Below are 26,441 nucleotides of genomic sequence, written 5' to 3'. Positions count from 1 at the left end.
TGTAAGTTCCCCTGGCAATAGGAGGGCCAGGGCTAAGAGTGGTTGGTATATGCAAACGCGTACTTCCAAGTGCGAAATCCGCCCAGGGTCGCGATCACGATCGCCAGTATCGACAAACCGCCTGGTTCAGGCACACCTCCGCTGGACGACAGTGCGGCGGCGCCGGCCCCGGAGCCAAAGTTGTCTTTCCACAATTGATAGTCGCCTTGGTCGACGACTCCCGACCCATCGCCGGTGCCATTCAGCACGCTCTCGTCCGCGCCCAGTTGATTTCGCCAAGCCGTGTAATCGGCGAGGGTGACGCTACCGTCGCCATTGAAATCCCCAGGCAGTCCGCCAGGCACTCGGATCTCGATGTACTCGATTTCTACTCCCACGAGCCCGCCATCCTGTGCGGTCACGATACCTAAGTGGTAAAGGTTGAAATCAGTGAGCAGTCCGTCGCCGGCGAATTCGAACTCTGTGGGCGTGATCGACTCGTCAAAGTCCGTCAATGGAATCGATAGGTCGACGAAATCCGTTTCGTTCCACGTCGACGTGTCGATGTCGAAGCGGTACTCTTCGCCACCCACTCCTTCTTCGGAGTCGTCGCCATCGATGTCGTTCAGAACGATAGAGAACCCGTTGGCCCGCGTGTTTGCCTCTTGAGCATTGGGATTCAAGGGAACAAGCCTGGCGCGGATTTCGAGTGTCGCTTCCGTGCCGTCGAACGTTTGATATCCGGGTTCCTGCCAGATACCAAATCCACCGGTTTCGTCATCATCGTCTGTTTGGATGATGAGGTTCGTGAATCCGCTTTGATCAAATCGCTGCAACTGGTCGGTTTCGAGCACCGAAACCAGATTGCCTTCGTGCAGGAACGGGTTTTCGATGGCGCCGGAGCCGTCTGGGTTCGTCGTCGTGGCGAACGGGGTGCCAAAGCGTCGGCCGATGCCGCTTCGTGCATCGAGTCGCGCCACCAACGAGGGGTCCGGATTGATCGGTACGACGCTGATCCGCTTTACTTCGATGTGTAGTCGACCAAGATTAGGGTCTTCCGGGTCGTCGATAAAGGCGCTTTGAAGGTGCATTTGCCCTACACCGTTAGGGGTCAGGTCTTCGAAGGTTCCAAAGTCGACATCGCCTTCGCCCTGGATCGTATTGAGGGTTTGGAAGTTCTGATCACCGCTATTGAACAGGAACGTGGGTCCGGTGAAGGTCCAGTCGGGACCCGTGCCACCCATGCCATCTGTCAGAGGAGTGGAGATCGTAACAAACCCATCCGCGTCCTTTGCCCCAGCGTCGTACAGTTGCTGGATGTTCATTTCCTCGCCATAGCCGAACCCCCACTGCTGCTGCTCGCCCGAGCGCTTCCCTACGCCCGGCACGAACACGCCAGGGACGTCCCTGGTTTCTTCGATAAAACCATCGTGCGTATCGAACTGCACGTTGAATACGGGTGCTTCGTTGGTTGGCAACGGCTTATAGACAACTTCGAGTTTGTACGCATTGGGGTCGAAGTTGATACCAAAGCCTGCCCGGTCGAATACTGCGTAGTCCGACGAGTCGATATCGAGCATGTGGCCGGAGAGTTGATCGAAGGGCGACTCGGAATTGACGGCCACATTCCAGCCCGATCCGCTGCCGTTCATGGTGTCGCCTCCGCTGGCGGAGGCAGAGTCGTAGACAAACGCGGCATAGGGGCCCAGCGAGCTTACCTGCGCGTCGTCGGCGCCGTTGTAGGTAAACGAACCGAATCCGTTGACCGTGTTGTTGATAATGAATCCGTTGTAGGTCAACGGTACGACGCTATCGGCGGAAGCGGTCGCGTACCCGAGCGCGAGCGTTAGACTCAACGCCATGAACGAACGACCGGAAGAGAGTAAGCCTGTCATCGAGAACTCCAAATATGTCAATGAGATGCAATGTGCGATGAGCTACTGGCCGAAAAGTACTTTGCTCGCTGTGCCTTCTTCCCGACGTCCTGTCTCCTCGCCTCGGGCATCTCGGGATCACCCCTTGGCTGAAACATCCATCTGCCACAATCTGCCCGGTCGGCTATCTTGCCGCCGACCGGGCAAAGGACTTCCGTCTTCTCGCCCCCGTGCGGGCGAGAAGTGTGTGCCCCGAATCATATCGGGACGCCTTCAGGACTTTGCTGCCCTGCTACCGACTTAGCGGCGCCGACGAAGGAGGCATGCAGCCACGCCGCCAAGGCCCAGTAGCACAAGCCCTGATGGTTCAGGAACCGTGTAGATTCGCACCCAATCAACCTCGATGTTCAGGCGGTCGGAACTCCCGTAGACGCTCTGAATCTGGATCTGGTTCAAGCCAGGGTTGTTAACACCATCGGGAGTGCCGGCGGAAGTTTGGAAGAATCCGAAGTTGGTCGCATCGACTGAAATGATGTGAAACTCGCCATCGGAGGGGATACTGGTGAGGTCGAAGTTGAATTGGAACTCTTCAGCATTCGCGCCGTCGATGGTGTCGACATCGCGGTACACGGTATTCACAGTGCTGGCCGCGTTATTCTCGAGCAGGCGAACGCGCATCTCCCACCACGAAACGGCTGGGTCGAAATCAAGTGGCAAAAGCAGAAATACCTCCGGAGCGACTTCGGTATTGATGCCGTAATCCACACCAATGCCGCCGAAAAATCCATTATTTCCGTCATCGTCCGTCTGCACGTCAAAAATCAGGCTGTCCGGGCCGTCGGTTATGGCGCCAGCCACGCTAAAGTCATCAAACGTAAACGATCCATAACCGTTCATCGGATTTGTCGGAATCGTTTCTTCCGAGAACTCGGCAACCAACACCTGCGCGTTGCCAGGAGCCGCCGACCACAGGAGCACGCTCAGTGCCGCCAAACACATACATAGAATTCGCATTAGTGCTCTCCAATTCGCCAAGGGTGTAACACTTACAACAACACGGCCTCCTCGCTTACTTATTCAAATCCTTTGGGTGCCCAACTTCTCCGCCAAAGGTATTGCCAGCAGATGGCCTGACTGAAAGTGGCGCTGTGGTGCCGCGAACAACGAGCTTCTGCCGCAGCATAACGCTACTCGGTTTTTCTTCCTTGCTGGTTCCAATCTGCGAGACCAGCAAGTTGGCTCCTATGCGGCCGAGTTCCGCCGTGTCAAAGCCAACGGTTGTCAATGGAGGTGTCATGCACTCCACCATCCGCATATCGTTGAACGCGACGAGACTCAGATCGGTAGGTATCGCCAGACCATGTGACCAGGCCGCATGGGAAATGCGTAGGGCTTCCACATGGCAATAGCCGATCATCGCGGTTGGAGCGTCGGGGCCCAGCAACCGCCCCATGGCTTCATCCGTGTCGCAATGCCACACGGCGATCTGGTCGGCCAACCCAGCCTTGGCCATGGCCTGTTCGTATCCTTGGCGCCGTTCGTCGACACTGACGTGCGGGCGAATGGTATCCGCAATGTAGAAGACGATCTTCTTGTGTCCTAACCCGAGCAGGTGTCGGGCCGCCATGTAACCACCTGATACGTCATCGGGCACCACGTGTACGCGGTCGTCCATCTTGCCGCCCAGCAGGACAACCGGAAGCCGATCGCTTAGCACCACTTCTTTGGCTTGCTCGGGTACCTCCAGCAAAAAGGCGAGACCGTCCACCGCATTGCCATAAACCAACTCCCGCCAGTCGCTCGAGTCGGTTACAGGGATCAACCTTAGGTCGTAGTTTTGCTCTTGCAGGGCGCTGGTGAACGACACGGCGATATCGTTCATCGGATCCTCGAAGATCCACTGGGGATTCGAGTAGAGTAGCCCGATCGAGTGGGTTCGCTTGCGGGATAGTGCACGTGCTCGCCAGTCGGGGCTGTAACCTAACTCATCCGAAATCCGGAGGATCTCGGCCGACTTCATAGCACTGCGCTTCTGCACCCCCTTCACATCGCCACGCAGAACACGGGCGACGGTGGAAGCTGAAACGCCGGCGCGCTTCGCAATTTGTTCAATAGTAGCCGCCACTACCTTGCCCTCAGCCCTTTGCTATCTAATTGACAGCGCTGTCAATTTGAGGGGAAAAAAAGCCCCAATGCGAGATTGGGGAAGGCAACTGATAAGTCCTGCCAACGAATTGATGTAGCATTCCCTCGATGGCTAACCACAACTTATGCAGGCGATTCCGGAATGTCAACGCTTTTTTGCCGCTTTTTCCAAAACCCGCAATTTTTGACAGGGCTGGCAAATACGTGTAGCATTCTGCGAGCAGCGGTGATTCTATGCTTTCCGCGCAACTTGTCTTCAGGAGCCAGCGTCAACGGCCCTTTTGAAGTGCGGTCAACCAATCTGGGAAGCCGAAAATGGAACCGAATCGAGACCCTTCTCACAGTACTCTCTTGCGCACTTTCGGCCTTCTTTGTCAGCCTGGAATACTCGTGCTCTTGCTCGCGCTTCCTATTGGCACAGCAAAGGCGGAATTCACGCTCTCGGACTTCAACGGCACCGGATTCGACTGGACGTTTGATAGTAATACCTTCCAACAAACGATTGGCCCTGCATCCGTTCGTTTGACGGACAACACAACCGGTTGGGGAGGCGCGGGGATCGTCGCCCCAGGAGGCGGCCTCGACTTGAGCCCCTATGGGAGTGAGCGACTTGTCATCGACATGGTGGTCGAAGCTGGCAATGGCGTCAGCCAGTTTGATATCGAGCTGATCGATCAGGTCGGCAGCGGTGGTTCAACCCAACGTAGCGGTAAGTGGACTTTCAACGTTTCAGGCCTTACTCCTGGTGTTCCTTCGAGGCTTTTTTCCACCACCACTCTCGATAATCCCCCGTCGGGCATCGGGGACTATCAGAATCTTGACCTCACGGACATCGATAGGTGGCAAGTGCTGGGCCAGTACGGTTCGAGTCAGCCCTTCGACATCAGCTTCGATCGTATCGCGGTCTCCGGCGAAACGCCACCAGCCTATCCAGGGCAAGAACTCGATGCGGAGTGGAGAACTCAAGCCGCTACCCAAATCGACGCGATTCGCAAGGCAGATGCCACAGTGAAGGTGGTCGATCTCGCGGGTAATCCAGTGCCAGGCGCGAATGTGACGATCCACCAGCAGCAACATGAGTTTGGTTTCGGGTCCGCCGTTCAAGCCTATCGCCTGAGAGACAACGCTCCGCAATACGATCAGTACAAGGACAAAGTGGCCGAGTTGTTCAATGTGGCGACGCTGGAGAACAATCTCAAGTGGCAGCCTTGGGAAGGGGAATGGGGAGGTCAGTGGACTCAGCAGGGTGCCCTCAACGCACTGGACTGGCTCGCCAGTCAGGGGATCGCAGGTCGGGGCCACGTCATGGTCTGGCCGGGCTACAACAATCTACCTAGCGACATTAAGGCCATGCTCGACAGTGGCAACACGCTGACCCCAACGGAACAGAACGAGGTGCGAATCCGCATCGCCGAGCACATTGCCGAGGTCGGTGCGGCTACCAATGGAAAAGTCGTCGCGTGGGACGTGATCAACGAAACGCGGACTAACAACGACTTGATGAATCAGCTCAGCGAAGGAAACCAGGCGATGGTTACGTGGTTGCAGCAGGCCGAGGCCGCTACGGATGCAACCGACCTCTATATCAACGACTACGGCATCCTATCGTCGGGCGGGGGGACCAACACCTCCAACCAGAATCAATACTACAACACGATTGAGTATCTGCTGGACCAAGGAGCGCCGCTCGACGGCATAGGTTTCCAAGGTCATTATAGAGCCGGTGAACTAACAGGGCCCGAACAGCTGTGGGAAATTCTCGACCGTTTCAACGAGCTTGGGCTCGAAATGCAAGTCACCGAGTTCGACTTCGAAACGACCGACGAGCAACTCCAAGCTGACTACACGCGCGACTTTCTCACAGCCATGTTCGCGCACAGCGGTGTGAGCGACGTGATTCACTGGGGTTTCTGGGAGGGCGCCCATTGGCGGCCGGACGCGGCACTCTATCGATCGGACTGGTCGATCAAACCCAACGGTCAGGCCTATCTGGATCTGGTGTTTGGGGAGTGGTGGACCGAGACCGATGGCGTCACTGATGGTCTTGGAGAAGCTATCGCAAGGGTATTCAAAGGGGAGTATTTGGTGACAGCCTCGCTTGGGGGCACGGACTATAGCCTTCACGCAGAGTTTTTGACCGATGGCGACGAGGTGACTATCACCGTTCCCATCCTTGTCGGCGACTACAACGATGACGGCACCGTGAACCTGGCCGACTACACCCTTTGGCGGAACACCTTGGGCTCGGACACGGAACTCTCCGCCGATGGCGATGGTAGTGGAAAAGTCGACGCCGCCGACTACATGTTGTGGAAGCAGAACTTTGGCAGTTCCTTGCCTTCGACGTACTACTCCACAGCGATTCCAGAACCCACCACTTGTTCGCTTGTAGTAGCCGCATCGACCGTAGGGCTGCTCTGTCGCCGGCAGCGAGTTGGTCGCTAGTCGCCGCCAATAGTCGCACCTGCGATGATGGTCGACCTCCCCAGCAGTTGCGGCTATCTCTCATTTGCTACAGGAGATGCGTTGTTCGTCATAAGAGTAAGCGTACTTGCCTTGAACCTCCCATGATGTAGCTTGGCATTGCCGCCAAGCGATACCGAGTGTGGTCCCTCCTTTTCCTGTGCGGGACTACGCGTTTCGATCTGCAGGGGGCCGAGCTGGGCAGCGTCGACCGCGTAAGCGTACTGTCGGTTCGAACGCAGGCCGAGTTCGACCTTCGCTCGCAACCGCTCGCATAGCTGGTTATCATTGTGCAACTTGCTATCCACGATCCTGAGTAGATAGAACGGCTTCTCACTCCCTTGAGCGGCCAACTCTGCGAACTGAGGTGTGATTTCGAATGCGACGAAGGCCTTGTCCAGCACCGACTGAACGAACGCGGCGTGAAGTTTTTCGCCAACCAGATCGGAGGTGCGATCGCACTTGCCGACGAAGCGAAGTAGCGGTGCTTGGTTGTTGAATCCGACCACCTCGACCTGATCCATCGTCTGGTAGCGATACAAGCCCCCGGAAGTGGTGACGACCACCCGATACTGTGCACCTGGCTTCAGTTCGTGAGCCAAGTGGGTCAAGTCTTCGAGGGGGTCCCCATGAGGGTCGACGCTCTGGAACTCAAAGAAGTGTGATCGGAAGGCCAAACTCGCACCGGGGTGGGAAAGCAAAGGAAGGCTCGTAAAGGCTTCGGTGGAGAGCAACCCTTTAGGCTGAATCTCGATTCCGGGCAGCTGGTTCTGCAATTGGGTCGCATAGGTTGATGAAGGGCCATCGGTCCAACAACTCACCAGTGCCAGATTCGGCCAAACTTCTCGCGCCCAATGAGCGTTCCGATTGGAGCCCTGCAGGATCGCTCGCAGGTGGTCCGCACGGGCGGGGTCGGGAGCGAACTCCTTGGCCAGGCAGCTTGGTACATCTGCGGAGATTTTTCCTCGCGACAGGTCGTCGCAAAGTTGCTCGCATTGAGTTTGCAACAGGTGCAGCATCCCGCTGAGAAACGTGGGACTCCACACGGAGATGAGCGATAGTTGTGGGCATCGCAGCAGAAAGAACAGCGTGGCGTAGAGAGCTGTAGAGAGGTTGCTGCAACCGGCAACCTCCGGCGGCACAGCCATGGTCTTCGACAGAAGATATTTCTCGACGTTGCCGAGATAGCTGGCATCGTCGTCGAAGCCGATCGGAACACCGCCGCTTGTATGTCGTTTTTCGTTGGCCAGCGGCGAGATAGACCAGTAAGCGTACCCCGGACGGACCGCTGGGCGATGAGTAAACAAATCGCTGATCCAAACGCGAATGGCCCGTTGGAACTCCCGCCGCAAGCCGGCGGTGTACGGAATGAGCTTTTCGGCCGACGTGCTGCCGCTGGTGGGCTCGAGAAGCTCGACCCGCTCGTCTGTCAGCACGCCGGCTTCGCCCGCCGCGATCCGTTCGATAGGCTTTTGATAATCGTCGTAGGTCGTGAGTGGGACGAGCCGGCGAAACTGCTCGACGCCGCCGATTCGTGGGAAGTGGTGCTTGGTACCGTACCAAGTTGCCTGGTTGCGCGTGACAATCTGCCGAAGTAGTCGCTCCTGCGCGTGTTGTACTCTGCGGGAGTCGCGTCTATACGCTCGAGCTTCTCTGCTGCACCACATCATCCAGCAGGAGTTCAAAAACAGGGGCGAATGCATGCTAGTGAACCGGCTGGCTGGCGGTACTGGCGTTGATCACTCGGTACGCCAGGCTAGTGAAATTGCCACGCGTGAGCGGCGCAACGCAGCATAGTTCGTCGCCTCGCGCATAGCCGGGGTTCTGTTCGACGAAGTACTGGACGTGCGGGTCGTAGCGCACTCGAAGTCCCGGATCGACTGCACGCGGACGTGCAAAGTACCTGCTAGAATCGGTGCGAACGATACGCTGTTGGCAATCATAGGCGTCGCGGGCGACGAGCTTCCCGAGGGAATCTACAACTTGGTGGTAATGTCCGGAGCCCTCGGTCCCAAGCCTGGGATAATACTGCCGAAAGAACAAGGGCAAGTAGCGATAGGTACGAAAGCCCTTGGAGGTAAGGAACCAGTAGAGCGGATCGGGGTCCGCCTCGTCGATTAACTGCAAAGCCAGTTGGCCCCACGCATTGGCAAGCGACTTGTCTCCCCAGTACGAAGGCGCCATGACGGTGTCGCCGGAGTAGAGCGCGCGAATTGGTTCGCCTTCGACCTCGGTGTGAAGCACTACCTGCGTGGAGAACCCCACAAGCGTATCGGTCGCCGGATCGTGTACTTGGATGACAAGCCACTTCTTGTCCAGATCGCGATCGAACTGTGCCCGGTGGAGGTTTTCATAACATGCTTGCATGAGATCAAACATGCGGTCCCGTTCGTGGGGTGCGATCAAGCTTGGCTGGATGAAGGAACTGCGAAGTCGCATGGAGGGTGTCTCTACAGGCAGCCCAGTTCGAGGTAAGGCACGCGGGTTGCGAGTTGGTCGATGTCTGGCGTTTCATCAGGCCAATACACAAGATACATCAGTGTAACGTACTCGCGTCCCGATAGCAGGCGCAGTTGTGGCAGTAGTGGATCGCGCTCGTGCAATCCCAGCAAGAGCAGATCGGCCTGCGATTGTCGCAGGCTCGCAGCCGCCCTGCGGACCAGATCGCTGGCCACCGAGGAATAGTCTGGCCGAACGACTGGCACGGCCGCGTAACGCACGTTCATCGGCTGGCCGGCGGGGGGTAGGCCCGGCTTCCCACGCAGCCCCGCCATCGCGTTGTACAGCGGCCGAACAAGCGACAGCCGTCGCGAGTAGGCGGTGACGAGCGCCTGTTTGAATGCAGATTGATTCCAGATGCCAAGCGTGCCGACCAGCTGCCGGTCGGTCCAAGCGAGTAGGATCGACTTGGAGTCTAGACCTTTTAGCCGCGGTGGATGCCCAGCGAACTCCTGCTCGCCGAGAACAGGAAAGAACTGCCGACGCGGCCCCTGCTCTTGGAGGAACTTGGCAATCGCGTCCGCGTCGTCGGATGTTGCGAAGCGAAGGGAGACGCCACTAGTTGTCGTTGGCGCCGTGCCGGTTCTCGCAGCGAATGTGAGTGTGTGGTACTGTCCCCATGGATGGTATATTGGCAGGCCAGCACGTTGTGAGGTAAGCACCGAGAGTGCCGCGTGGTTGTCGGCAGCGATGGTGGTCAAATAGTAGGCGACCCGGCGATCGGCGTGGAGTTCGCGAAACATACGAAAGCCACGCGCCACAAGCCCCGCCCGACTGCGGTACTCTGGCAGCAGTCTCAGTCCACTAAGGTAGCCCACGTCGGTCGGTGTCCCATCGACGTAGGCCTGGAATACGGAGCGGGAGCCCATGCCGACGATGCGCCCGGCGCGTTTGTCTCGCGCGGTGACCACTTGTACGTAGTGCCCATCGATGGCCGTGGCAGCAAAGTAGCTCGGCTGCCGCGCGAAGGCAAGTTGGATGTCACCTGACATGGGGGTCGACTCCAATAGCAATCGCAGAGCCGCGTCATCCTCGGGCGAGGCCAGGTTGAATTCGTATCGGCTCATGTTTGGCTATCGTGCTCTCGTTTCCGACTCCCAGCTGCAGGCCCTGTCGCAGGTCGATGTCGAAATGCGATCCCAGGTTCAGGCCTAGATAAACGCCTAGCATGGTTGCACTGCGCGCGTTAGCCAGCGGGTCCCGAATTCGGTCGAACATGGAACGCCAGCCGTAGAATTGCCGCCGGGCCCACAGGCAACCCTCCTGCAACTCGGCGGGGGAGAGCTTCGCAGGTCGAAACACCACGTCGCCGACGCGACCTTCGGGGTCCAGCCACCACGGATCGGACAGCAGCCTTCCCTGTTCTTGCAATCGTCGATAAAGCGGCGTCCCCGGAAATGGAACCAGGTGATTGAAGGCGGCCAGAAACAACTTGTGTTCGCGGGCGAATGCGACGCTGTCCTTGATAACCCTCCAGTCGTCTTGGCCGTAGCCAAAGACGAACGTACCATAGACCGCCAGCCCGTGCTTGCGAAACTGCCTCAGGCTGTCGGCATAGCTCATCCGCGCGGTGTTCCACTCCTTGCCCATGGCCGACAGGTTGTCCTGATTGATCGACTCCATACCAATCAGCACACCGCGGCAGCCACTTCTGGCCATCTGCTCCAGCAGTTCGTCGTCTTCGGCAATATGGATGCTCGCCTGACCCACCCAGTTGATGCTCAACGGAGTGATCTCGCGGCACAACAAGCGGGCCTTGTTTGGCTCGCTCACGATGTTGTCGTCTACGATAAAGAACCGGCGACTACCCGACTCTTCCATTTCACGGGCAACGTCTCGCGCCGGACGGTGACTTTGCGAGGCTCGGTGAAAGGCCGTGATCGAGCAAAAGTCGCAGCGAAAGTTACAGCCGCGGGCGTACTCCACCAACGTGATATTCTGGTATCGGCGATTGCCAAAGATCGAACGATCGGGCATCACGTCGCGCAGTTCTCTCCTGCCCCGTCCGTCGTACCGCGACTGCAGCTCTCCACGCCCGGCATCGTCAATTACCTGCTGCCAGACCGGTTCGGCGTCGCCCACCACGATGGCATCAGCGTGCTGCGAAACCTCCTCGGGTAGCAGCGTCGCGTGGTAACCGCCCATCACCACAGGCACTCCCCGTGCACGAAACGAGGCAGCAATGCGGTAGGCTCTCAACGCCGTGAAGGTCTCGACGCTTACCACAACCAGGTCGGTCGGGGTGTCGTAGTCGATGTCCTCCATCCGGTCGTCGAAGAACGCTAATTCCACTTCGGGTGGCATCAAGCTCGCCAACACGGCCATCGACAGTGGTTGCATCTGCCATGCGCGAACGTAAGGCTTGCCCTGCTTGCGACCAACGGACGGATAGATGAGCGTCACATGCATGATATTGAGTCGATCGGCCTAGAGCTGAATCAGTTCCGAGGGTGTGTTTGCAGGTTTCGTCGACTCTCGGTACACTCGCTGAGCTTTGTCGGGCAGGTGCCGGGCGAAGAATCGATAGCCCAGATTTGTGGAGAGCCATAAAGGTAGAATCGACCAGGGCGCTCCCGTGAGCCGATGAGCGATGGACGACCAGCTGTAGCTTTGCTCCCAACTCCACTGCAGCCCTTCCTGCAAACGCTCCGGAGTCATGCGATTCGGCTCAAATACTACATGCTCGACGTCGTACAGCGACCAGCGACGGTGCAGCAGCCGCCCTTGTTCCTCCAGTCGACGGTAGAGTGGCGTACCCGGGAACGGGGTCACCACGGCATAACGCGGTAAGTCGATCTTTGCCTTGTCGACGAACTCAACGGTCCGCTCAAACACGCTCGAGTCTTCGTCGTCGAAGCCGAAGACGAAACAACCCTGAATGCCGATACCGTGGTCGTGCAATCGCTTAACGTATTCAGCGTAGCGATCGGCATGGTGGAAGTGCTTGCGCGTGCCATTAAGCGTCTGTTGATCGACCGACTCGAAACCAATGAGCACACCGCGGCAGCCGCTCTGGGCAGCCAGCTTCAGTAGCTGTTCGTCCTCGGCTAGTCGTGTTGTGGCGAGTCCTACCCAGCGAATCTTCAGCGGAATCATCGCTCGGTACAGCGACTTCGCGTAGGCCACGTCCTCCACGGGACTCAGGTCGATGAACACCGCGTGGCGGCCCTCAAAGGTCCGTAGCTCGGCGATGACCTCCTCGACCGGCCGCCGGGCGTACACGCCGTGCCATGCGGTGGGCACCACGCAGAACTCGCATTGATGCGGACAGCCTCGGGTGGCTTCGATACTGTTTACCGTGGCGTAGCTCCGTTTCTTGAGCATGTCTCGCCTGGGGAGCGGAAGGCCACGCAAGTGTCGATCGACTGGCAAGGCATAATGGCGATCCAGTCGCCCTTCGCTAAAATCGCGGATCAACTGTGGCCAGCTGGTCTCGGCGTAGCCCGTGACGACCGTGTCTGCATGCTCGGCGGCTTCGCGCGGCATCAGCGTCGGATGAACTCCACCAAGTGCGACAGTATGCCCCCGTGATCGCAGTTGGTCGGCAATCTCATAAGCGCGCAGCGAAGTGCCGGTAATGGCAGAGATCCCCACCAGGTCGGCGGAAAAATCCAGGTCCAGCGGCTGGACACCCTCATCCTGAATGGTCACTTCCGCCCCCACGTCCTCCGGCACCAGCGCAGCGAGGGTGGTGAGCGTCAACGGGGCGTAGCGCAACGAGCGCTTAAAAATGCCCGTCGTATTGCGATGGATATCGCCGGCAGGGGATAGCAGTTGAATCTTCATGAGGATGGGTAATCCGTCAGTTCGCCGAGGTGGCGGACGACCGTCGCCGCGCAAACAGTACGCAGACAATCGTGGCGACAAGGACGCCGAGGACACCACCTATGATTCCCGATAACGTCGAGGCTCCCGAGATGGCCGATTTTACAAAGACGTTAGTCACCGCATCCATGGATCCATGAATGCGGAGGATCTTCCAGCTGCCTCCCTCTCTTCGACAGACGGCTGTCCAGTAGCCAGTGAAATCGTATTGCTTTCCCGATCCCGTAACGACTTGATCCTTCGTGGTACCAAAGGCGTAGGCAAGGTCCCCGTCAATGGTCGCAGGTTCAGCAACTTCTACCTCGACGGTGTACTTGCCTCCATCGCCCATCAAACCTTGAATCTTGTCCCAATAGGCTTGCAGAGATTGCATGCCGTCGACCTCTTCACCGGTCACCATGACCCCGGTGAAATCCTCTGACAAATAGGGTCCCAGGACGGACGGATTGGCGTCGGCAATGGCCTTTTCGTACTCGCCAACCAGTCCGCGGAGTTCTTCCCGATCGGACGCCTCGTCGGCAAGGGCGGAATTTCCGAACGCGAGGTACAGCAACATCGAGAATAAATAGACTGCATGCTTATTCATTGTCCGTTCTACCCCTTGTGAAACGCTGAGTACGGTGGTGTTTTCCATCGCGAAAGTGACCAAAAGGCGCCAGCGGTCGATAGCCGGGGGTCTGCTCGCAGGGATCGACTCGAACTCCAGCGGGCAGAAGCGACATGCCGCCGACGAGCGCGTCGTGCCCGATCGAAACCACGGCCAACACCAACTCCATTTCGCCTGATGCCGAGCGAGCGAGATAGTGAGGGCAGATTTTGGTGTCGGCACCGATGACAACCCGATCTCCAATATCCAGGAAACTACGATCGTAGACAATCACGTTGGGCGACCAGTAGACAAGCGAACCCACTTGAGCGCCCCACAGTCGCATCCACAACGAATAGAGGCCCGGCACCAAGCGGAGCAGCTCTTCGAGCAGATGCACTCGATTGAAAACAACCTGACATTGTGCCGAGAACCACCAGCGCAAGAACCCTGCAGAGCCAACGCAGTAGTGGTGATCGGTCAACGAGCTTCGCGGGGTCGCGATGCGTACGATCAGCGGCGGCAAGAGATAGATGGCAGTGAGGGCCGTGACCGTTGCCAACCAGGCAGAGCTGCGACTGGCCACGAGCACGGTAGCCACGACCGTCAGAACGACGTGCAGCAACGGAATGTAGCCGATCAAAACCATGGCCAGCCGAGCGCGGATCGACAGGTCGAGCGCGGGATCGATCGCCTGGGGGCGACTAGCGGATGATTCGACCGGCATAGCGATTCTCCACGCGTTGTTCGGTGTATCGTGGCCCACGCCACATGCGAAGGTATTGCGGAATCAGGAATCGCCGCTCGCCGCCGAACTCTGGCAGGTACTTCCACGGAACGGTGGGATGTTCGTGATGCACTTGATGCCAATTGTGATGCAGCCACACCGCATCAATCGGCCAGCCCAGCCACAGGTTTCTCGCGCCGTGTACCACGTCCCGCTCGGTGCCAAAATGATGCACGTATTGCATGGCGGACCAGGTGAACCCAAAGCCAACGTACACCACCGCGTACGACACCCATGGAATCTGCAAGGCCCAGACAATAAACAGGTGAAAAGCGACGACCGCTAAAGCTTCGAGCCGAATCCAGCGCCAGTACTTGGGGTTCAGGCTGTCCACCAAAGCGGCCGAAGGGCGGTCGAACTCGACGGTGCGTCGTCGGATCAAGAAAGGGCACAGCAATACCAGCAGGTTGGTCAGAACAATCGTCAGCCAGAAGAAGCCCGTCAGGATTCCGTACAGCTGCAACCATTTCCAGAAGAAGTTCTCCCCCTCGAAGTAGAAGTCGAATGCTTCGTCGTCGGAACGATTGCGAAGATGGTGCCCCAGGTGCCCCTGGCGAAGCAAGTGGTAAGGAGCAGGGAAGAACAGGGCCAGGTAGACCCCCACGGCGTCGTTGTACCAGCGATTCGGGTGCAGGATGCCGTGCTCGGCTTCATGCATCATCGCGTAGATCGAGTTTCCGACGATGGCAAACGCCATCGCCAGCATCCCCAGTTGCCACCACTGACTGGTGTGCGCTGCTCCCCAGAACACCGCCAGCGCCGCCAATGACTGTAGCGCAACGATCAACAGGTTCAGTCGCCATGGAATGGGGTATTGCTTCATGGGGCCAACTCCTCATAGTCGCTACGAGGCAAATCGGCGACCCAGCGAAAGTACTCGATCAGTTCGGCGTCCTGCGGCGTCAATCCGGCGGGCTGATATCGCACACCGCGGAGTTTATCGATGTCGTACTGCAGGAACGCCTGCGTGAATCGCCGCCGAGTCCGCAGGCTGAGGTGGTCGAAGAGTCGGCTGCTGGACTTCTTGGCAAACACCATGACGTGCGAAAGTGTGTTCGAAGGATCGACGGGCCGACTGGCCACCAGCAAGCGGCTATGCGCGCGACCGAACTTCCCTTCCACCAGGACGAACGGCCCTCCCCAAGAGGTAATCGATACGCGGACGAACTTGCCGACGAACCGTTTCAGCAACCGATCGAAGATGCTGTGGCCTACCACCTCGGCGTCGAAACGCATCCGCCGCGCGTAGCGGTCAGGGCAATCGACCACGGGCGGGCCTGTCAGTTTGCGATCATGCACCGACTGAAAGTGCTGACCATCGAACCCATTGCCCACCAGCATGAACCACGGGGCGTCCATCGGGAAGGTAAACGTCTGGCTGGCAACGAACTCGTCGGGATCACAGTCAGAAAAGAACGGCAAGGGAAACAGTGGTTCGGAACCAAGGAAGAAAAACACGTAGCCGTGGCGCTCGACGGCTGGGTACACGCGCAACTTGGCCGAGTCCGGAATCGACGTGGCCTGGGGAATCGACACGCATTTGCCCTGCTGGGAATAGCTCCAGTGGTGGAAGGGACATTGCAGACAGTCGCCACGAACTCGACCGCGCCCTAGATCGGCTCCCAAATGCGCGCAATGGGCGTCCAGTATCGACACGTTGCCGTGCGAGTCACGAAAGGCCACCATTCGATGGCCGAGTATGGTTTTCGATACCGGCTTGTCTCTCAGCTCGCTCGAACGGCAGAATAGGTACCACGTGGCCGGCTGAACTGGAAACTGCGACGGAGTGGGCAGCGTCGCATGGAAAATCACCGGGTTTTCGATGGCCACCTGAGACATGGTTCCGTATCCGGAGAATCGATTCAACTCAGGTCGGCATTATACCGGCTTGTCTGGCGAATGGATGAATGAAAACGGTGAAAAGCGTCCAAACATCCTTGCAGTGGCCAACCAGGGAATGCTGGATAGCATTTGTGTGCTACGGAACATTGTTGACGGGGCTATGGATCGTTGTCTACGGCGGAGCCTGCTGGGTAACTTCGCTTCATACCTACCGCGTGCAACTTCATTGTCGTGTGGACTTGCAGATACCCTTTGTTCCCGAGGCAACCTTTGTCTATCTATCGCTATTCCTGATGCTGTGGCTGGCTCCCTTCGTCCTGCAGACGCCTGAGAGGCTCAGGTCTTTTGCCGTAGCTTCGGCGGTCCTCTTTGTATGTTCGGGTGTTGGATTCCTACTGCTCCCGAGTGAAGAAGTCCGCGAGACGCCAGTTGTCGACGGCCCTGTAGGTCAGGTGTTCCGTTTTGCAGACTGGGTGAACCTCTCGTACAACAACCTCCCCTGCCTGCACGTGGGGATGGCCTTCCTGTGTGCCAGCTTCTATTCCAAGTATTTGAGTTTCCATGCGAGTGCGCTCTTATGGTTGTGGGCGCTGGCGATCAGCCTCTCGACATTGCTGACCCACCAGCACTACATCGTGGACGTCCTCGCCGGAGCGGCGCTCGCCGTGCTGGTAGCAAGTGCCTGCCGAACAGGCGTGTAGCGCTCGCGGCATTGAGTGCCACTGGCTGCAGTTGCCGACTCCGATCGGCAAGAAGACGCTTCCGAGGAGCGCAAACAAAAACCCTTGCCAGAGCAAGGGTTAGGCGTCGTTTGTCATGATCTGACAGAGCCTGACGCAAGTAGCGGAGGAGGGACTCGAACCCCCGACACGCGGATTATGATTCCGCTGCTCTAACCGACTGAGCTACTCCGCCAGGAGGAGAACTGGCGTTCTCGCTGGTCACCTATTCGACACTCCAAGCGGGCTGGGAGGTTCGGGCGGCCAGTCGTGTAATTTAGACATTTCGCGGGGGTGGGACAAGGCGGCTAGCGGCTCGCGGAGAACCGCGATTTTGGCGAACAGCGGGGTTGGTGGGTGGGCAAACGCCGGGAAACTTGAAAGCCCGCTTCGCCAGAGGTGCGAAGCGGGCTTTAGGGGTTGGTTTCAGTTTCGGTTTCGATCGGAATCTTTCCTTTCTGTTGTTCGGGGATTAGGGAAGTGGACTTTGCGGACTCGAAACAACCATCTGCACGGGCGTTGACAACACTCGAAGAACTTGGTGCCCCGATGGGCTGGGCGAGGCTGGCCTCACGTGGGCTGACTGCTCGCGGCGTTCAGTTTCGGCATTGCCTACGGCAAGTGGCCAGTCATTCGTTTCCACACCTCACACAAAATAATAGAAGTCGAAAGAAGAGGTAAAGCGCGATCGGAAGATCTCTCCTTGTACTACGAGTACCGAACCAAGCGATGCATCGCAGTTGTTGTGATCAACTCGATTCACAACAGACATGGGTTTATCAAAACGCGGCCGCGCGATGCAAAGTTATTTTGGGCAAAATGGCGTTGCCTTAGAAAATTTGGCTCGTCGTCGTTCGGGTGGCGCCGGTTGTGACACCCATGCGGCCAATTGGCACCAAGAGTTAGGCTAACAGTCGAGCCCCAACCGCCCTCGGCGATCGTTTCCGCCGGTGATTTCGTCGACCCATGCGCGATTCTCCGCGTACCAGCGGACCGTTTTGCGAATGCCAACAGCGAATTCAGTCGTCGGTTTCCAGCCGAGTTGTTCATGCACCTTCGAACTATCGAGCGCGTATCTCCAATCGTGCCCCGGTCGATCGGCAACGAACTCGATCAGCTTGCGACAGGAGTTAGGTCCAGCAGTTCCGTTGAGTTGGTCTACCGCATCGCAGATCGCATGAACGACTTCCAAGTTGGAGTGCTCGCAGTCGCCACCGATGCAGTACGTTTCGCCGGGTGTGCCTTGGTCGAGCACTTTGCGCAGCGCTTGGGCGTGATCGGCTACGTGGAGCCAGTCGCGAACCTGGTTGCCGCTGCCATACACGGGAATCGGGCGACCATCGAGCGCGTTGAGCGCCACCAGCGGCACGAGCTTCTCGGGATATTGATAAGGCCCGTAGTTGTTCGAGCTATTGGTGGTGATGGTCGGCAGGCCGTACGTACGATGATACGCACGCACCAAGTGGTCGGACGAGGCTTTCGTGGCAGCGTAGGGCGAGTTCGGCTGGTAGGGAGAAAGTTCGTCGAACGTGCCGGAGTCGCCCAGCGCGCCGTACACTTCGTCGGTCGAAACGTGCACAAAGCGAAACCGCTCGCGCTGGTCGGCGGGAAGCTCACGCCAGTACTTCCGAGTTTCGTCCAGCAGGGTGAACGTGCCGACGACGTTGGTCTCGACAAACCGCTGTGGGCCATCGATCGAGCGGTCGACGTGCGACTCGGCGGCCAGATGCACCATCGCTGTGGGGCGGTGTTCGGCCAGCAGTCGGGCGACCAGCTCGCGGTCGCGGATGTCGCCCTCGACGAACGTGTGCAGCGGGCTATCAGCCACAGTTGCTAGCGACGTGCGGCTGCCGGCGTAGGTGAGCAGGTCGAGATTCACCAGGCGCAGGTCGCCCTGGGCGACCCATTGCCGGACGAGGCAACTGCCGATAAATCCCGCTCCACCGGTGACTAGGATGGTCTGCATACTCTCTATCATAGATTGCACGTGGGGTGCGGGCCATGCAAATCGCTCCCGGCGGTTCACCCTTCAGGTCGCGAGCGTGTACACTGGAGATTTGACGTACACGAAATCCATCGTCCAAACCAGAATAGTCACCATGAAACCCGCCTGCTTGTTCCACCTGTTGATTCCCGCCGTTGTTGTCCTGTGCCTGCCAGCGATGCACGCGGCAGCGGAAGACGAGCCCGAGTTTGAGCTGGTGGTGGAGGACAACTTCGAGAAGCCCGAGAACCACAAGCAGTGGCAGATGCTCGATCCCAAGTCGTGGCAGTTTACCGAAGTGGATGGGCGGAGCGTGCTGAGTCAGTACGCCCGCAAGAGCGAGTACAAGCCACCGCATCGAAGTCCCTTCCATGTCGCGCTCTTGAAAGAGAAATCGGTCGGCGACTTCGACATGACCGCCTCGGTGCGGAGCACGGTGGAGGATTACGGGCACCGCGATGCTTGTCTTATCTTTGGTTTTGTCGACGCGGCCCACTTCTATTACGTTCACATTGGCAAGAAGACCGATCCGCACTGCAATCAGATCTTCCTGGTCAACGGCGCCGATCGTAAGGCGATTTCTCTCACCACCACCGAGGGGACGAACTGGTCCGATGACTGGCACCGCGTGAAGATCACCCGCCGCACCGACACGGGGCGGATTGAAGTGTTCTTCGACAACTTCGAAAAGCCAATCATGACCGCCGAAGACAAGACGCTGCCCGCTGGTCGCGTGGGCGTGGGCAGCTTCGACGACTGCGCCGACTGGGACGACTTCGAACTTCGCGGCACGCCTGCTAAGTTGCCCGAAGAGAAAGCGGCGGATGCCAAAGACGAGTAGATTGTCGATGTCGAAGCCGATTCCAAACGCCGGTCGCCGGGGCAAGCTGTGGTTCTGGCTCGTGGCGCTGCTTTCGTTGGTCGCCGTGAGCGGCTACGCGGCGATTGATTGGTTCTCCGCCAAACCGCCCGATGCGTTGGCGACGGCCAAGTACGTTGGCCGCTCTTCATGTACCGAGTGCCACCAAACCGAACATAACGAGTTTCTGGGGTCGGACCACGATCGCGCCATGGAGTTGGCGACCGACGAGTCGGTGCTGGGTGACTTCAACGACACGCAGTTCGAGCGGCTGGGCGTGACCACCAAGTTCTTTCGCCGTGGCGACGAATTCTGGGTCAACACCGAAGGGCCCGACGGCGAGTACCACGACTACCAGATCAAGTACACGTTCGGCATCGATCCGCTGCAGCAGTACATGGTCGAGTTTCCGGACGGTCGTGTGCAGGTATTACGGGTGAGCTGGGACACGGTCGAGAATCGCTGGTTCTACGTTCCACCGCCCGATGTGCTCGACGAGCGAATTCTGCCGGACGACCCCACGCACTGGACCAACATCGCCCAGAACTGGAACACCACGTGCGCCGAGTGCCACTCGACGGACTTGAAGAAGAACTACGACCTCGCAACCAACACGTACCACACGACTTTCTCCGAGATCGACGTTAGCTGCGAAGCGTGCCACGGCCCGGCGAGTTTGCACGTCGAACTGGCCGAGAGCAATTCGCTGTTTTGGGACCGTCGGCACGGCTATGGGCTGGCGAAGATCAAGTCGCTTGACCCGACGCCGCAGATCGAAACTTGCGCGCCTTGCCACTCGCGGCGGTCGGAAGTGCACCCCGACTTTCGCCCTGGCAAGAAGTTTGCCAACTACTACAACACGTCGCTGCTGCGCGAAGGGCTGTATCATGCCGACGGGCAGATCGAGGACGAAGTGTACGTGTACGGTTCCTTCCTGCAGAGCCGCATGCATCGCGAAGGCGTCCGCTGCTCGGATTGTCACAATCCCCATTCGCTGGAGCTGAAGTTCGAAGGCAACGCGCTGTGTGGCCAGTGCCACGTGCCGGCCAAGTACGATACGCCGTTGCACCACCATCACAAGATGGACACGCCGGCTGCGTCGTGCGTGGAGTGTCACATGCCAGAGACCAGTTACATGGTGGTCGACCCGCGTCGCGATCACAGTATCCGTGTGCCGCGTCCCGACCTCACCGTGTCGATCGGTACGCCGAACGTTTGCAATCGTTGCCACGACAAGGCGGAGGAGACTCCGGAGTGGGCAGCCGCCAAAGTGGTGGAGTGGTATGGGCCGAATCGCCCCGACGATCCCCATTGGGCGCCCGCCATTGCGGGTGGTCGAAAAGGGGACCCCGAGGCGCAAGTGTTGATCGTCGAGGCGCTGCAGCGGAAGAACACTCCGGGCATCGTGCAGGCGACGCTCTGCGAGTTGTTGGGGCAGTTTCCTTCGCAGGAGACCAACAACGCCTTGGACAAGGCGATGAAATCGCAGGACCCCTTGGTTCGAGAAGCGGCCGTGTTCAACCGGCAGCTTAACCTGCGGGAGAGGGATGTGCAGAAGAGGATATTCCCTGCCCTTGCGGATCCGGTGCGTACGGTTCGCATTGCCGCGGTGCTTCGAGTGCTCGAGTTGCCGCGCCAGTACGTTCGGCAGGAGGGGCTGCCTGCCGATTTCGCGCCGGCCCTGGCGGAGTACAAGACCCAGTTACGGCTGGCGGACGAGCGGGCCGAGACGCACCTGCGCCTGGCTGCCATTGCCGAGTGGTCGGGCGACGAGCCCGAGGCCATTGATGAGCTTCGTACCGCAGTACGGCTCGAGCCGTATCGATCGGGAACGCGCGCGGAGCTAGCACGGCACCTTTCCATGCAGCCAGGCAACGAACAAGAAGTCTTGCAGCTGCGCAAGGAGGAAATTGAGCTGCTACGGCGCGACATCGAGCTTCTGCCCGAAAGCGGCGACATTCGCTATCGGCTTGGCATGCAGCTCTACCTGGTCGACAAGCTGGATGACGCCGAGAGCGAGTTGACCGAAGCGCTGCGGTTGTCGCCGCAGAACTACTCCTTCGCGCTGGCGCTAGCACTGTTGCAGCAAAAGCAGTATCAGTTGGGAGACGAGGAGGCCATCAATCGGGCGGCCAAGACCCTCAGAATCATGCACGAGCTGAATCCCGATAGCCCCGATGCTGCGAACATCACGCGGGAACTGCTGCAGTTGGGCGAACAGCGCCGCGGCAGCGGCAGTGCACCTTCCACCGAAGAGCCGCTGTAGCGCGCTGCGTGTGGCCGTCCGCACGCTCCGCACAATCGTTAAAGTCGCTCTGACCCGACCGCCGACTGAGACGGAGGAGGACCATCCTTGTATGGGGTCCCTACGCTCATTCAACCGTGCTAGCAGGTCGGCATGTTCTCGTTATTGCTCTACCCCGTTCGGCAACTATTTGGCGCCGTGCTCGCCAACGAGTCGCCCCGCCAGGTGGCTTGGGGCTTCACCCTGGGCATGATGCTCGGCATGGTGCCCAAGGGCAACCTCATCGCCCTGGTGCTGGGGATGCTGCTCTGTGCGTTGCGGGTGAACAAGCCGGCGGGTCTGTTGGCGGTGGCCATGTTCTCTGCCGTTTCGCCACTGTGCGACGGCCTGACCCACAAGATTGGTTACAAGTTGCTTCATCAGCCAGCGTTGCAGGACTTTTACGCGTGGTTGTACGACCAGCCGTTGGGACCATTCATCGGGTTCCATAACACCGTGACGATCGGCTCGCTGCTGCTGGCACTCTACATCAGCTATCCCTGCTACTACGGCGCGCAGCAGGCATTCACGAAGTTTGGTCCGCCATTGGGTCGATGGATCGTTCGCTATCGGCTCGGTCGCGCACTTGCCGGCGCACAGTTTGCCGCACGTCTACAGGGGTAGTTTCGATGCGATTCTTACGATTCAGCTACATTGTTCCCCGTCTGGTGATCGTGGTCCTGCTTCTGGTAGGCACCGAGATTGGCAGTGGCTACTTGCTGCAGTGGGCGATGGTCTCGGGCGGCGAAGCAGCGGTCGGCGCCAAGGTGGACGTGGGACGGGTGAAAGCTTCTCTGCTCGAAACCCGCGTTGCCATTCGCGACGTGGCGGTGACGAATCCTCGTTCGCCCATGAAGAACCTGGTAGAGGCCGATCGTATCGAGATCGACTTCGACAGCGCGGCCCTGTTGCGCAAGAAGCTGATCGCCGAGTACGGTGTGATCAGCGGCCTCGACTTCGGCACCGTGCGCGAAACGTCGGGCGAGTTGCCCGAGGCGGTTTTGGCCACCGACGAACCTTCCGAGCCCGGTTGGGTGGCTCCCATGGCCTCGCAATATGCCGAAGCGTGGCTGACCGACCTGGAGAATCGTTTCTCCACCGACGTGCACCAGCAGTTGGAGTCGGTCCGCCTGGCGGAGGAACTCGCCCAACGGTGGCCACAGAAATACAAGGACTTGCAGGCGCAGGCCAAGGCCATCAAGGCGCAGGCCAAGCAACTGGAGCAGGACGTTCGCAGCGCCAGAAAGAACCCGCTGCGTCACGCGGAGTTTCTCACGCAGGTGCCGCAGCGGGCCGACGAGTTGGAGCGTTCGCTTAAGCATCTGCAGAGTGAACTCACCACGCTGCCCGACCAGTTGAAGGCCGATCGGGCGCGCATTGCCGAAGCGCGGCGCAACGATGAGCAGTTGATCCGCGAAAAGCTGCAGTTGGGCCAACTCGATGCCAAGGAGCTGAGCACTTACCTGCTGGGCGAGAAGATTACCGGGCCGGCCACCGAGGTCATCGCCTGGGTACGTTGGGCTCGCCAGTTCGTGCCCGCTCGCAGCGAGATGATTGTGCAACCGCCAGCCGACCGCGGCGAGAACATTCAGTTCGCCGGCTGTCAGCAACTGCCCAACATGCTCGTCAAGGCAGTGCGCCTGGACGGATCGGCTCGCTTGGGCGGACAGCCTGTGGAGTTGGTAGGCGTGGTGCGCGACTGGACGAACCAGCCGTCGCTGCACAACAAGCCGACCACGCTGGAACTGACGACCAAGGGCGGGTTGCCCCTGTCGATCCAAGCGAAGTTCGATCGCTCGCAGCTCACGCCCCGCGATCATTTCGAATGCACCGCTCGCGACCTGCTGTTGCCGGAGGCTTCGCTCGGTCGCGAAGGCAAGCTGCAACTGGCGGTCGCCCCGACTCGCGCCGATGTAGTGCTCACACTGCATCTGGTCGACGACCAGCTGGAGGGCAAGCTCGAAGTCACCCAAGGGGCTCTCAAGATTGAGCCTACCGTGGCCGCTGGTTCGCTAGGCGAGCGGCTCGAAGCCGCGCTGACTGCCAGCATTGGGCGGATCGACCAGGCGAGCACGACGGTCGACATCCGCGGCACGTTGAACCGTCCGGAGTTCGACCTGCAATCCACGCTCGGCGAACAACTGGCCTCCTCAATCAGCCAGGCGGCCAAGGACGTCGTCGCAGCCGAGCGGCAACGCCTGCTCGCCCGAGGGCAGCAGGAAGTCGACGCCCAGCTGGCGAAGCTCGATAACGAGTTTGCCGCGTTCCAATCAAAAGTGGCCAGCGAACTGCAAGGCCCCGGCGACATCCTGGCGACGCTGCTGGGGCAGGGGGGCGACGACTCGCAGATCGGACGATCGCCGTTTGGGCAGTTGTTCAAATAGCCTGCGGTCTGCCATACTTGCTTGCGGACAGTCCAGGCGGCGGTAAAACACTGCTGCCTTTCGCTACTAGTTTCGCAGGGGAGGATCGTCATCGCCGGGTCATTGCTGCTCAATCGTCGCGCGCACGCGCATTGCGAATCGATCGTCGACCAGGCGGCCGAACTGCGAGTCGAAACGTCCCAGGTCGCTAGTGCCAGGATCATCGACTTGGGCATCACCGTTCCTGGCGGACTGGAAGCCGGGCGGCGTATGGCCCAAGTGTCGATGGCTGCGCTGGGCGAGGTGACGTTTGCCACCAGCCCGCTGACCGGTGGCCCTGCGGTCTTGGTACGGACCGACAATCCCGTGGCCGCGTGCATGGCCTCGCAGTACGCCGGCTGGGAAGTCAAAGGCGACGGCTACTTTGCCATGGGCTCCGGCCCGATGCGCGCGGCGGCTGGTCGGGAAGAACTGTTCGAACATATCGGTTGCCGCGAAACAGCGGACGTTGCCGTGGGGTTGCTCGAGACCGACACCGTGCCGCCTGAAGCCGTGTGTGCCGACCTCGCAGCGAAGTGCGGTGTCGAGACCAGCGCGCTAACGCTGTTGGTTGCACCCACCAACAGCCAGGCGGGTAACGTGCAGGTCGTGGCGCGGAGTGTCGAAACCGCGCTGCACAAGCTGCACGAATTGGGGTTCGACCTGGCGCGCGTCGAGAGTGGTTGGGGCCTCGCCCCGCTGCCACCAGTGGCCGGCGACGTGCTGTCGGGCATCGGTCGCACGAACGATGCGATTCTGTACGGCGGCCACGTGGTGCTCTACGTGCGTGGCGACCAAGAGAGCATCGACCAACTAGGCCCAAAGGCTCCGTCGAGTGCCTCGGCCGATCATGGACGGCCGTTCAAAGAGTTGTTTGCCGCCTACGATCACGACTTCTACAAGATCGACAAGCACCTGTTCAGCCCGGCTGTGGTCGAACTGGTGAATCTCGATACCGGCGCGAACCGCCGCTATGGCAAGTTCGCGCCGGAAGTGCTCGAGAAGTCGTTCGGTACCTGAGCGGCTACTTGCAGTACGACAAGGCCAGCAGCGCGTAACCGGTCACCAGATTGGGATCGGCTTCCAGCCACCGCTCGCTTCCGGTATTGAGCCAGCTGCCATCGTCCTGCTGCAGGTCGGCCAGCGTAGCGACCAGTTCCTGCTGCCAGTCGTGCGACTTGCCATCGGAGTCAGTCACCTCGTCGACCTCCATGGCATGCAGAGCCTTGGCGAACGTGTGGTAGTAATAGAACTGTCCCGCAGCGCCCATGCCGGGATTCTCTTCGAGCGTGAAGTGCTGCTTGATCCAGTTGTAGGCGGCCTTGACGCGAGGATCGTCCTTGTCGACGCCCGCGTAGATCATGCTCTTCAGTCCCGCGTAGGTCATCGAGCCGTAACTGCGGAGGCCACCGTTTTCGGTCTTGCCCGCCTGGCTGGTGCCGCCGGCGGCGGGCGTGTAGTAGAACCCACCGTCGCCCACCTTCGCGGCGAACGGTGTCGCGTTGTACTTCGACTCGAGGTTCTGCGTCCGCGACACGAACACCAAGGCCTTCTGGATCGCTGGATCATCGGGGCCGTTGCCAGCCGCCACGAGGGCGTCGATCAGGAAGCTGGTATTAGACAGGTCGGGCCGCGAGTGACTGCCGTAGCCGCCGCCACCGTAGTAGTAACTGTCGGGGCCATGGTCCTCTTCTTCATCCCACTGGATGCCTTTGAGGAAAGCCTGGGCCTTCTCGATCACGTCGTCGTACTTGCCGTCCTTGTTGGCTTCGGTCAGGCAGAGAATCGCCAGACTCGTCTCGTAGTTCTTGTAACGCGAACCTTCGCCATAGACACCGCCGTCGTCCTGCGTGAAGCCGAGCAGGTACTCCAGGCCTTTGCTCACGGCTGGATCGCTGGTGGTCAAGCCGCTACGCAGTAGACCTGCGGTAGCAATCGCCGTGATGCCAGGGCCAGCGTGGCTGCTGAACGAACCATCATCGGCCTGCGCCGCGCGAAGATACTCCACACCCCGTGCCGCGAGGTGCTGGGCCGTGGGCGCCGGCTTGGTGGCAGTCTCCTGGGCAAAGCTCAGCGTGGAGACCGCGAGCAAGAGCGCAAGGGGAGCGAGAAAACGAACACACATAGGAAGACTCTTTCTGTTTCGCAGAGCTAGCGGGAGCGAATCGCACGCGGCAGGCCACTAGTGCCTTG

General features: G+C 59.3%; 21 protein-coding genes and 1 tRNA gene. 7 read left to right on the top strand and 15 right to left on the bottom strand.

Going from position 1 to position 26,441, the window contains the following annotated elements:
- Window positions 1–32: 32 nt before the first annotated feature.
- The 3 genes from ACQK2L_RS03495 to ACQK2L_RS03485 form a co-directional block, all read right to left on the bottom strand.
- Window positions 33–1,874 carry a hypothetical protein gene (locus ACQK2L_RS03495; protein ID WP_425395543.1) on the bottom strand — a complete coding sequence of 614 codons (1,842 nt, stop codon included), beginning with the start codon at window positions 1,872–1,874 and terminating at the stop codon, window positions 33–35.
- 279 nt (window positions 1,875–2,153) lie between these two features.
- Complete coding sequence (locus ACQK2L_RS03490; protein ID WP_425395542.1) at window positions 2,154–2,867, bottom strand: PEP-CTERM sorting domain-containing protein; 714 nt, start codon at window positions 2,865–2,867, stop codon at window positions 2,154–2,156.
- 55 nt (window positions 2,868–2,922) lie between these two features.
- Window positions 2,923–3,978, bottom strand: a complete 1,056-nt coding sequence (locus ACQK2L_RS03485; RefSeq protein ID WP_425395541.1) for a LacI family DNA-binding transcriptional regulator — start codon at window positions 3,976–3,978, stop codon at window positions 2,923–2,925.
- A 416-nt stretch (window positions 3,979–4,394) separates the two neighbouring features.
- On the opposite strand from ACQK2L_RS03485, the gene ACQK2L_RS03480 reads away from it, so the two are divergent.
- Window positions 4,395–6,443, top strand: a complete 2,049-nt coding sequence (locus tag ACQK2L_RS03480; protein ID WP_425395540.1) for an endo-1,4-beta-xylanase — start codon at window positions 4,395–4,397, stop codon at window positions 6,441–6,443.
- 53 nt (window positions 6,444–6,496) lie between these two features.
- Here ACQK2L_RS03480 and ACQK2L_RS03475 read toward each other — a convergent pair whose 3' ends face one another.
- The 9 genes from ACQK2L_RS03475 to ACQK2L_RS03435 form a co-directional block, all read right to left on the bottom strand.
- Window positions 6,497–8,164 carry a GH3 auxin-responsive promoter family protein gene (locus ACQK2L_RS03475; RefSeq protein WP_425395539.1) on the bottom strand — a complete coding sequence of 556 codons (1,668 nt, stop codon included), beginning with the start codon at window positions 8,162–8,164 and terminating at the stop codon, window positions 6,497–6,499.
- A 1-nt stretch (window position 8,165) separates the two neighbouring features.
- Window positions 8,166–8,840, bottom strand: a complete 675-nt coding sequence (locus ACQK2L_RS03470) for a hypothetical protein (RefSeq protein WP_425395538.1) — start codon at window positions 8,838–8,840, stop codon at window positions 8,166–8,168.
- Window positions 8,841–8,911: 71 nt separating this feature from the next.
- Entirely contained in the window at window positions 8,912–10,027 is a 1,116-nt protein-coding gene (locus ACQK2L_RS03465) for a hypothetical protein (RefSeq protein ID WP_425395537.1), read from the bottom strand.
- Entirely contained in the window at window positions 9,987–11,369 is a 1,383-nt protein-coding gene (locus ACQK2L_RS03460) for a B12-binding domain-containing radical SAM protein (protein ID WP_425395536.1), read from the bottom strand. The genes ACQK2L_RS03465 and ACQK2L_RS03460 overlap by 41 nt, the downstream gene beginning before the upstream one ends.
- 18 nt (window positions 11,370–11,387) lie before the next feature.
- Window positions 11,388–12,746, bottom strand: coding sequence for a B12-binding domain-containing radical SAM protein (locus ACQK2L_RS03455; protein ID WP_425395535.1), 1,359 nt, complete (start codon window positions 12,744–12,746; stop codon window positions 11,388–11,390).
- A 16-nt stretch (window positions 12,747–12,762) separates the two neighbouring features.
- Window positions 12,763–13,371, bottom strand: coding sequence for a YybH family protein (locus tag ACQK2L_RS03450; RefSeq protein WP_425395534.1), 609 nt, complete (start codon window positions 13,369–13,371; stop codon window positions 12,763–12,765).
- Window positions 13,364–14,098 carry an acyltransferase gene (locus ACQK2L_RS03445; RefSeq protein WP_425395533.1) on the bottom strand — a complete coding sequence of 245 codons (735 nt, stop codon included), beginning with the start codon at window positions 14,096–14,098 and terminating at the stop codon, window positions 13,364–13,366. The genes ACQK2L_RS03450 and ACQK2L_RS03445 overlap by 8 nt, the downstream gene beginning before the upstream one ends.
- Window positions 14,076–14,981, bottom strand: a complete 906-nt coding sequence (locus tag ACQK2L_RS03440) for a fatty acid desaturase family protein (protein ID WP_425395532.1) — start codon at window positions 14,979–14,981, stop codon at window positions 14,076–14,078. Before ACQK2L_RS03440 ends, ACQK2L_RS03445 begins: the two co-directional genes overlap by 23 nt.
- A complete protein-coding gene (locus ACQK2L_RS03435) occupies window positions 14,978–15,997 on the bottom strand; it encodes a Rieske 2Fe-2S domain-containing protein (RefSeq protein ID WP_425395531.1) in 1,020 nt (339 codons plus the stop codon). The genes ACQK2L_RS03440 and ACQK2L_RS03435 overlap by 4 nt, the downstream gene beginning before the upstream one ends.
- Window positions 15,998–16,149: 152 nt before the next feature.
- On the opposite strand from ACQK2L_RS03435, the gene ACQK2L_RS03430 reads away from it, so the two are divergent.
- The gene (locus tag ACQK2L_RS03430; RefSeq protein WP_425395530.1) at window positions 16,150–16,701 is read left to right on the top strand and encodes a phosphatase PAP2 family protein; all 552 of its coding nucleotides are present in this window, start codon (window positions 16,150–16,152) and stop codon (window positions 16,699–16,701) included.
- Window positions 16,702–16,841: 140 nt separating this feature from the next.
- Here ACQK2L_RS03430 and ACQK2L_RS03425 read toward each other — a convergent pair.
- Together ACQK2L_RS03425 and rfbB are read right to left on the bottom strand one after the other, a co-directional pair.
- Window positions 16,842–16,915, bottom strand: a tRNA-Met gene (locus ACQK2L_RS03425).
- Between the two features lie 711 nt (window positions 16,916–17,626).
- The gene (gene rfbB, locus ACQK2L_RS03420) at window positions 17,627–18,685 is read right to left on the bottom strand and encodes a dTDP-glucose 4,6-dehydratase (protein ID WP_425395529.1); all 1,059 of its coding nucleotides are present in this window, start codon (window positions 18,683–18,685) and stop codon (window positions 17,627–17,629) included.
- A gap of 133 nt (window positions 18,686–18,818) precedes the next feature.
- Between rfbB and ACQK2L_RS03415 the strand changes: the two genes are divergently transcribed.
- From ACQK2L_RS03415 to mch, 5 genes are all read left to right on the top strand, one after another.
- Window positions 18,819–19,544, top strand: coding sequence for a hypothetical protein (locus tag ACQK2L_RS03415; protein WP_425395528.1), 726 nt, complete (start codon window positions 18,819–18,821; stop codon window positions 19,542–19,544).
- A gap of 7 nt (window positions 19,545–19,551) precedes the next feature.
- On the top strand, window positions 19,552–21,828 hold the full coding sequence (locus tag ACQK2L_RS03410) for a multiheme c-type cytochrome (protein ID WP_425395527.1): 2,277 nt from the start codon (window positions 19,552–19,554) through the stop codon (window positions 21,826–21,828).
- A 132-nt stretch (window positions 21,829–21,960) separates the two neighbouring features.
- A complete protein-coding gene (locus tag ACQK2L_RS03405) occupies window positions 21,961–22,470 on the top strand; it encodes a TIGR03546 family protein (protein ID WP_425395526.1) in 510 nt (169 codons plus the stop codon).
- Between the two features lie 5 nt (window positions 22,471–22,475).
- On the top strand, window positions 22,476–24,230 hold the full coding sequence (locus tag ACQK2L_RS03400) for a TIGR03545 family protein (protein ID WP_425395525.1): 1,755 nt from the start codon (window positions 22,476–22,478) through the stop codon (window positions 24,228–24,230).
- A gap of 21 nt (window positions 24,231–24,251) precedes the next feature.
- Window positions 24,252–25,268, top strand: a complete 1,017-nt coding sequence (gene mch, locus ACQK2L_RS03395) for a methenyltetrahydromethanopterin cyclohydrolase (RefSeq protein ID WP_425395524.1) — start codon at window positions 24,252–24,254, stop codon at window positions 25,266–25,268.
- Window positions 25,269–25,272: 4 nt separating this feature from the next.
- On the opposite strand, the gene ACQK2L_RS03390 is transcribed toward mch, so the two are convergent.
- Entirely contained in the window at window positions 25,273–26,373 is a 1,101-nt protein-coding gene (locus tag ACQK2L_RS03390; RefSeq protein WP_425395523.1) for a prenyltransferase/squalene oxidase repeat-containing protein, read from the bottom strand.
- Window positions 26,374–26,441: the final 68 nt, after the last annotated feature.

Origin of the sequence: Aeoliella sp., assembly GCF_965227375.1 — a bacterium.
Taxonomy (GTDB): Bacteria; Planctomycetota; Planctomycetia; order Pirellulales; family Lacipirellulaceae; genus Aeoliella.
The sequence above is the reverse complement of the archived record's forward strand: the minus strand, read 5'-3'. Positions and strand labels throughout refer to the sequence as shown.

Bases quoted from the DNA above. Each gene is read 5' to 3' on its own strand.
- ACQK2L_RS03435 (WP_425395531.1), bottom strand. From the start codon at position 15,997: ATGTCTCAGGTGGCCATCGAAAACCCGGTGATTTTCCATGCGACGCTG.
- ACQK2L_RS03495 (WP_425395543.1), bottom strand. From the start codon at position 1,874: ATGACAGGCTTACTCTCTTCCGGTCGTTCGTTCATGGCGTTGAGTCTA.
- ACQK2L_RS03470 (WP_425395538.1), bottom strand. From the start codon at position 8,840: ATGTTTGATCTCATGCAAGCATGTTATGAAAACCTCCACCGGGCACAG.
- rfbB (WP_425395529.1), bottom strand. From the start codon at position 18,685: ATGCAGACCATCCTAGTCACCGGTGGAGCGGGATTTATCGGCAGTTGC.
- ACQK2L_RS03475 (WP_425395539.1), bottom strand. From the start codon at position 8,164: ATGCATTCGCCCCTGTTTTTGAACTCCTGCTGGATGATGTGGTGCAGC.
- ACQK2L_RS03445 (WP_425395533.1), bottom strand. From the start codon at position 14,098: ATGCCGGTCGAATCATCCGCTAGTCGCCCCCAGGCGATCGATCCCGCG.
- ACQK2L_RS03405 (WP_425395526.1), top strand. From the start codon at position 21,961: ATGTTCTCGTTATTGCTCTACCCCGTTCGGCAACTATTTGGCGCCGTG.
- ACQK2L_RS03455 (WP_425395535.1), bottom strand. From the start codon at position 12,746: ATGAAGATTCAACTGCTATCCCCTGCCGGCGATATCCATCGCAATACG.
- ACQK2L_RS03400 (WP_425395525.1), top strand. From the start codon at position 22,476: ATGCGATTCTTACGATTCAGCTACATTGTTCCCCGTCTGGTGATCGTG.
- ACQK2L_RS03390 (WP_425395523.1), bottom strand. From the start codon at position 26,373: ATGTGTGTTCGTTTTCTCGCTCCCCTTGCGCTCTTGCTCGCGGTCTCC.
- ACQK2L_RS03440 (WP_425395532.1), bottom strand. From the start codon at position 14,981: ATGAAGCAATACCCCATTCCATGGCGACTGAACCTGTTGATCGTTGCG.
- ACQK2L_RS03450 (WP_425395534.1), bottom strand. From the start codon at position 13,371: ATGAATAAGCATGCAGTCTATTTATTCTCGATGTTGCTGTACCTCGCG.
- ACQK2L_RS03410 (WP_425395527.1), top strand. From the start codon at position 19,552: ATGTCGAAGCCGATTCCAAACGCCGGTCGCCGGGGCAAGCTGTGGTTC.
- ACQK2L_RS03415 (WP_425395528.1), top strand. From the start codon at position 18,819: ATGAAACCCGCCTGCTTGTTCCACCTGTTGATTCCCGCCGTTGTTGTC.
- ACQK2L_RS03460 (WP_425395536.1), bottom strand. From the start codon at position 11,369: ATGCATGTGACGCTCATCTATCCGTCCGTTGGTCGCAAGCAGGGCAAG.
- ACQK2L_RS03490 (WP_425395542.1), bottom strand. From the start codon at position 2,867: ATGCGAATTCTATGTATGTGTTTGGCGGCACTGAGCGTGCTCCTGTGG.
- ACQK2L_RS03465 (WP_425395537.1), bottom strand. From the start codon at position 10,027: ATGAGCCGATACGAATTCAACCTGGCCTCGCCCGAGGATGACGCGGCT.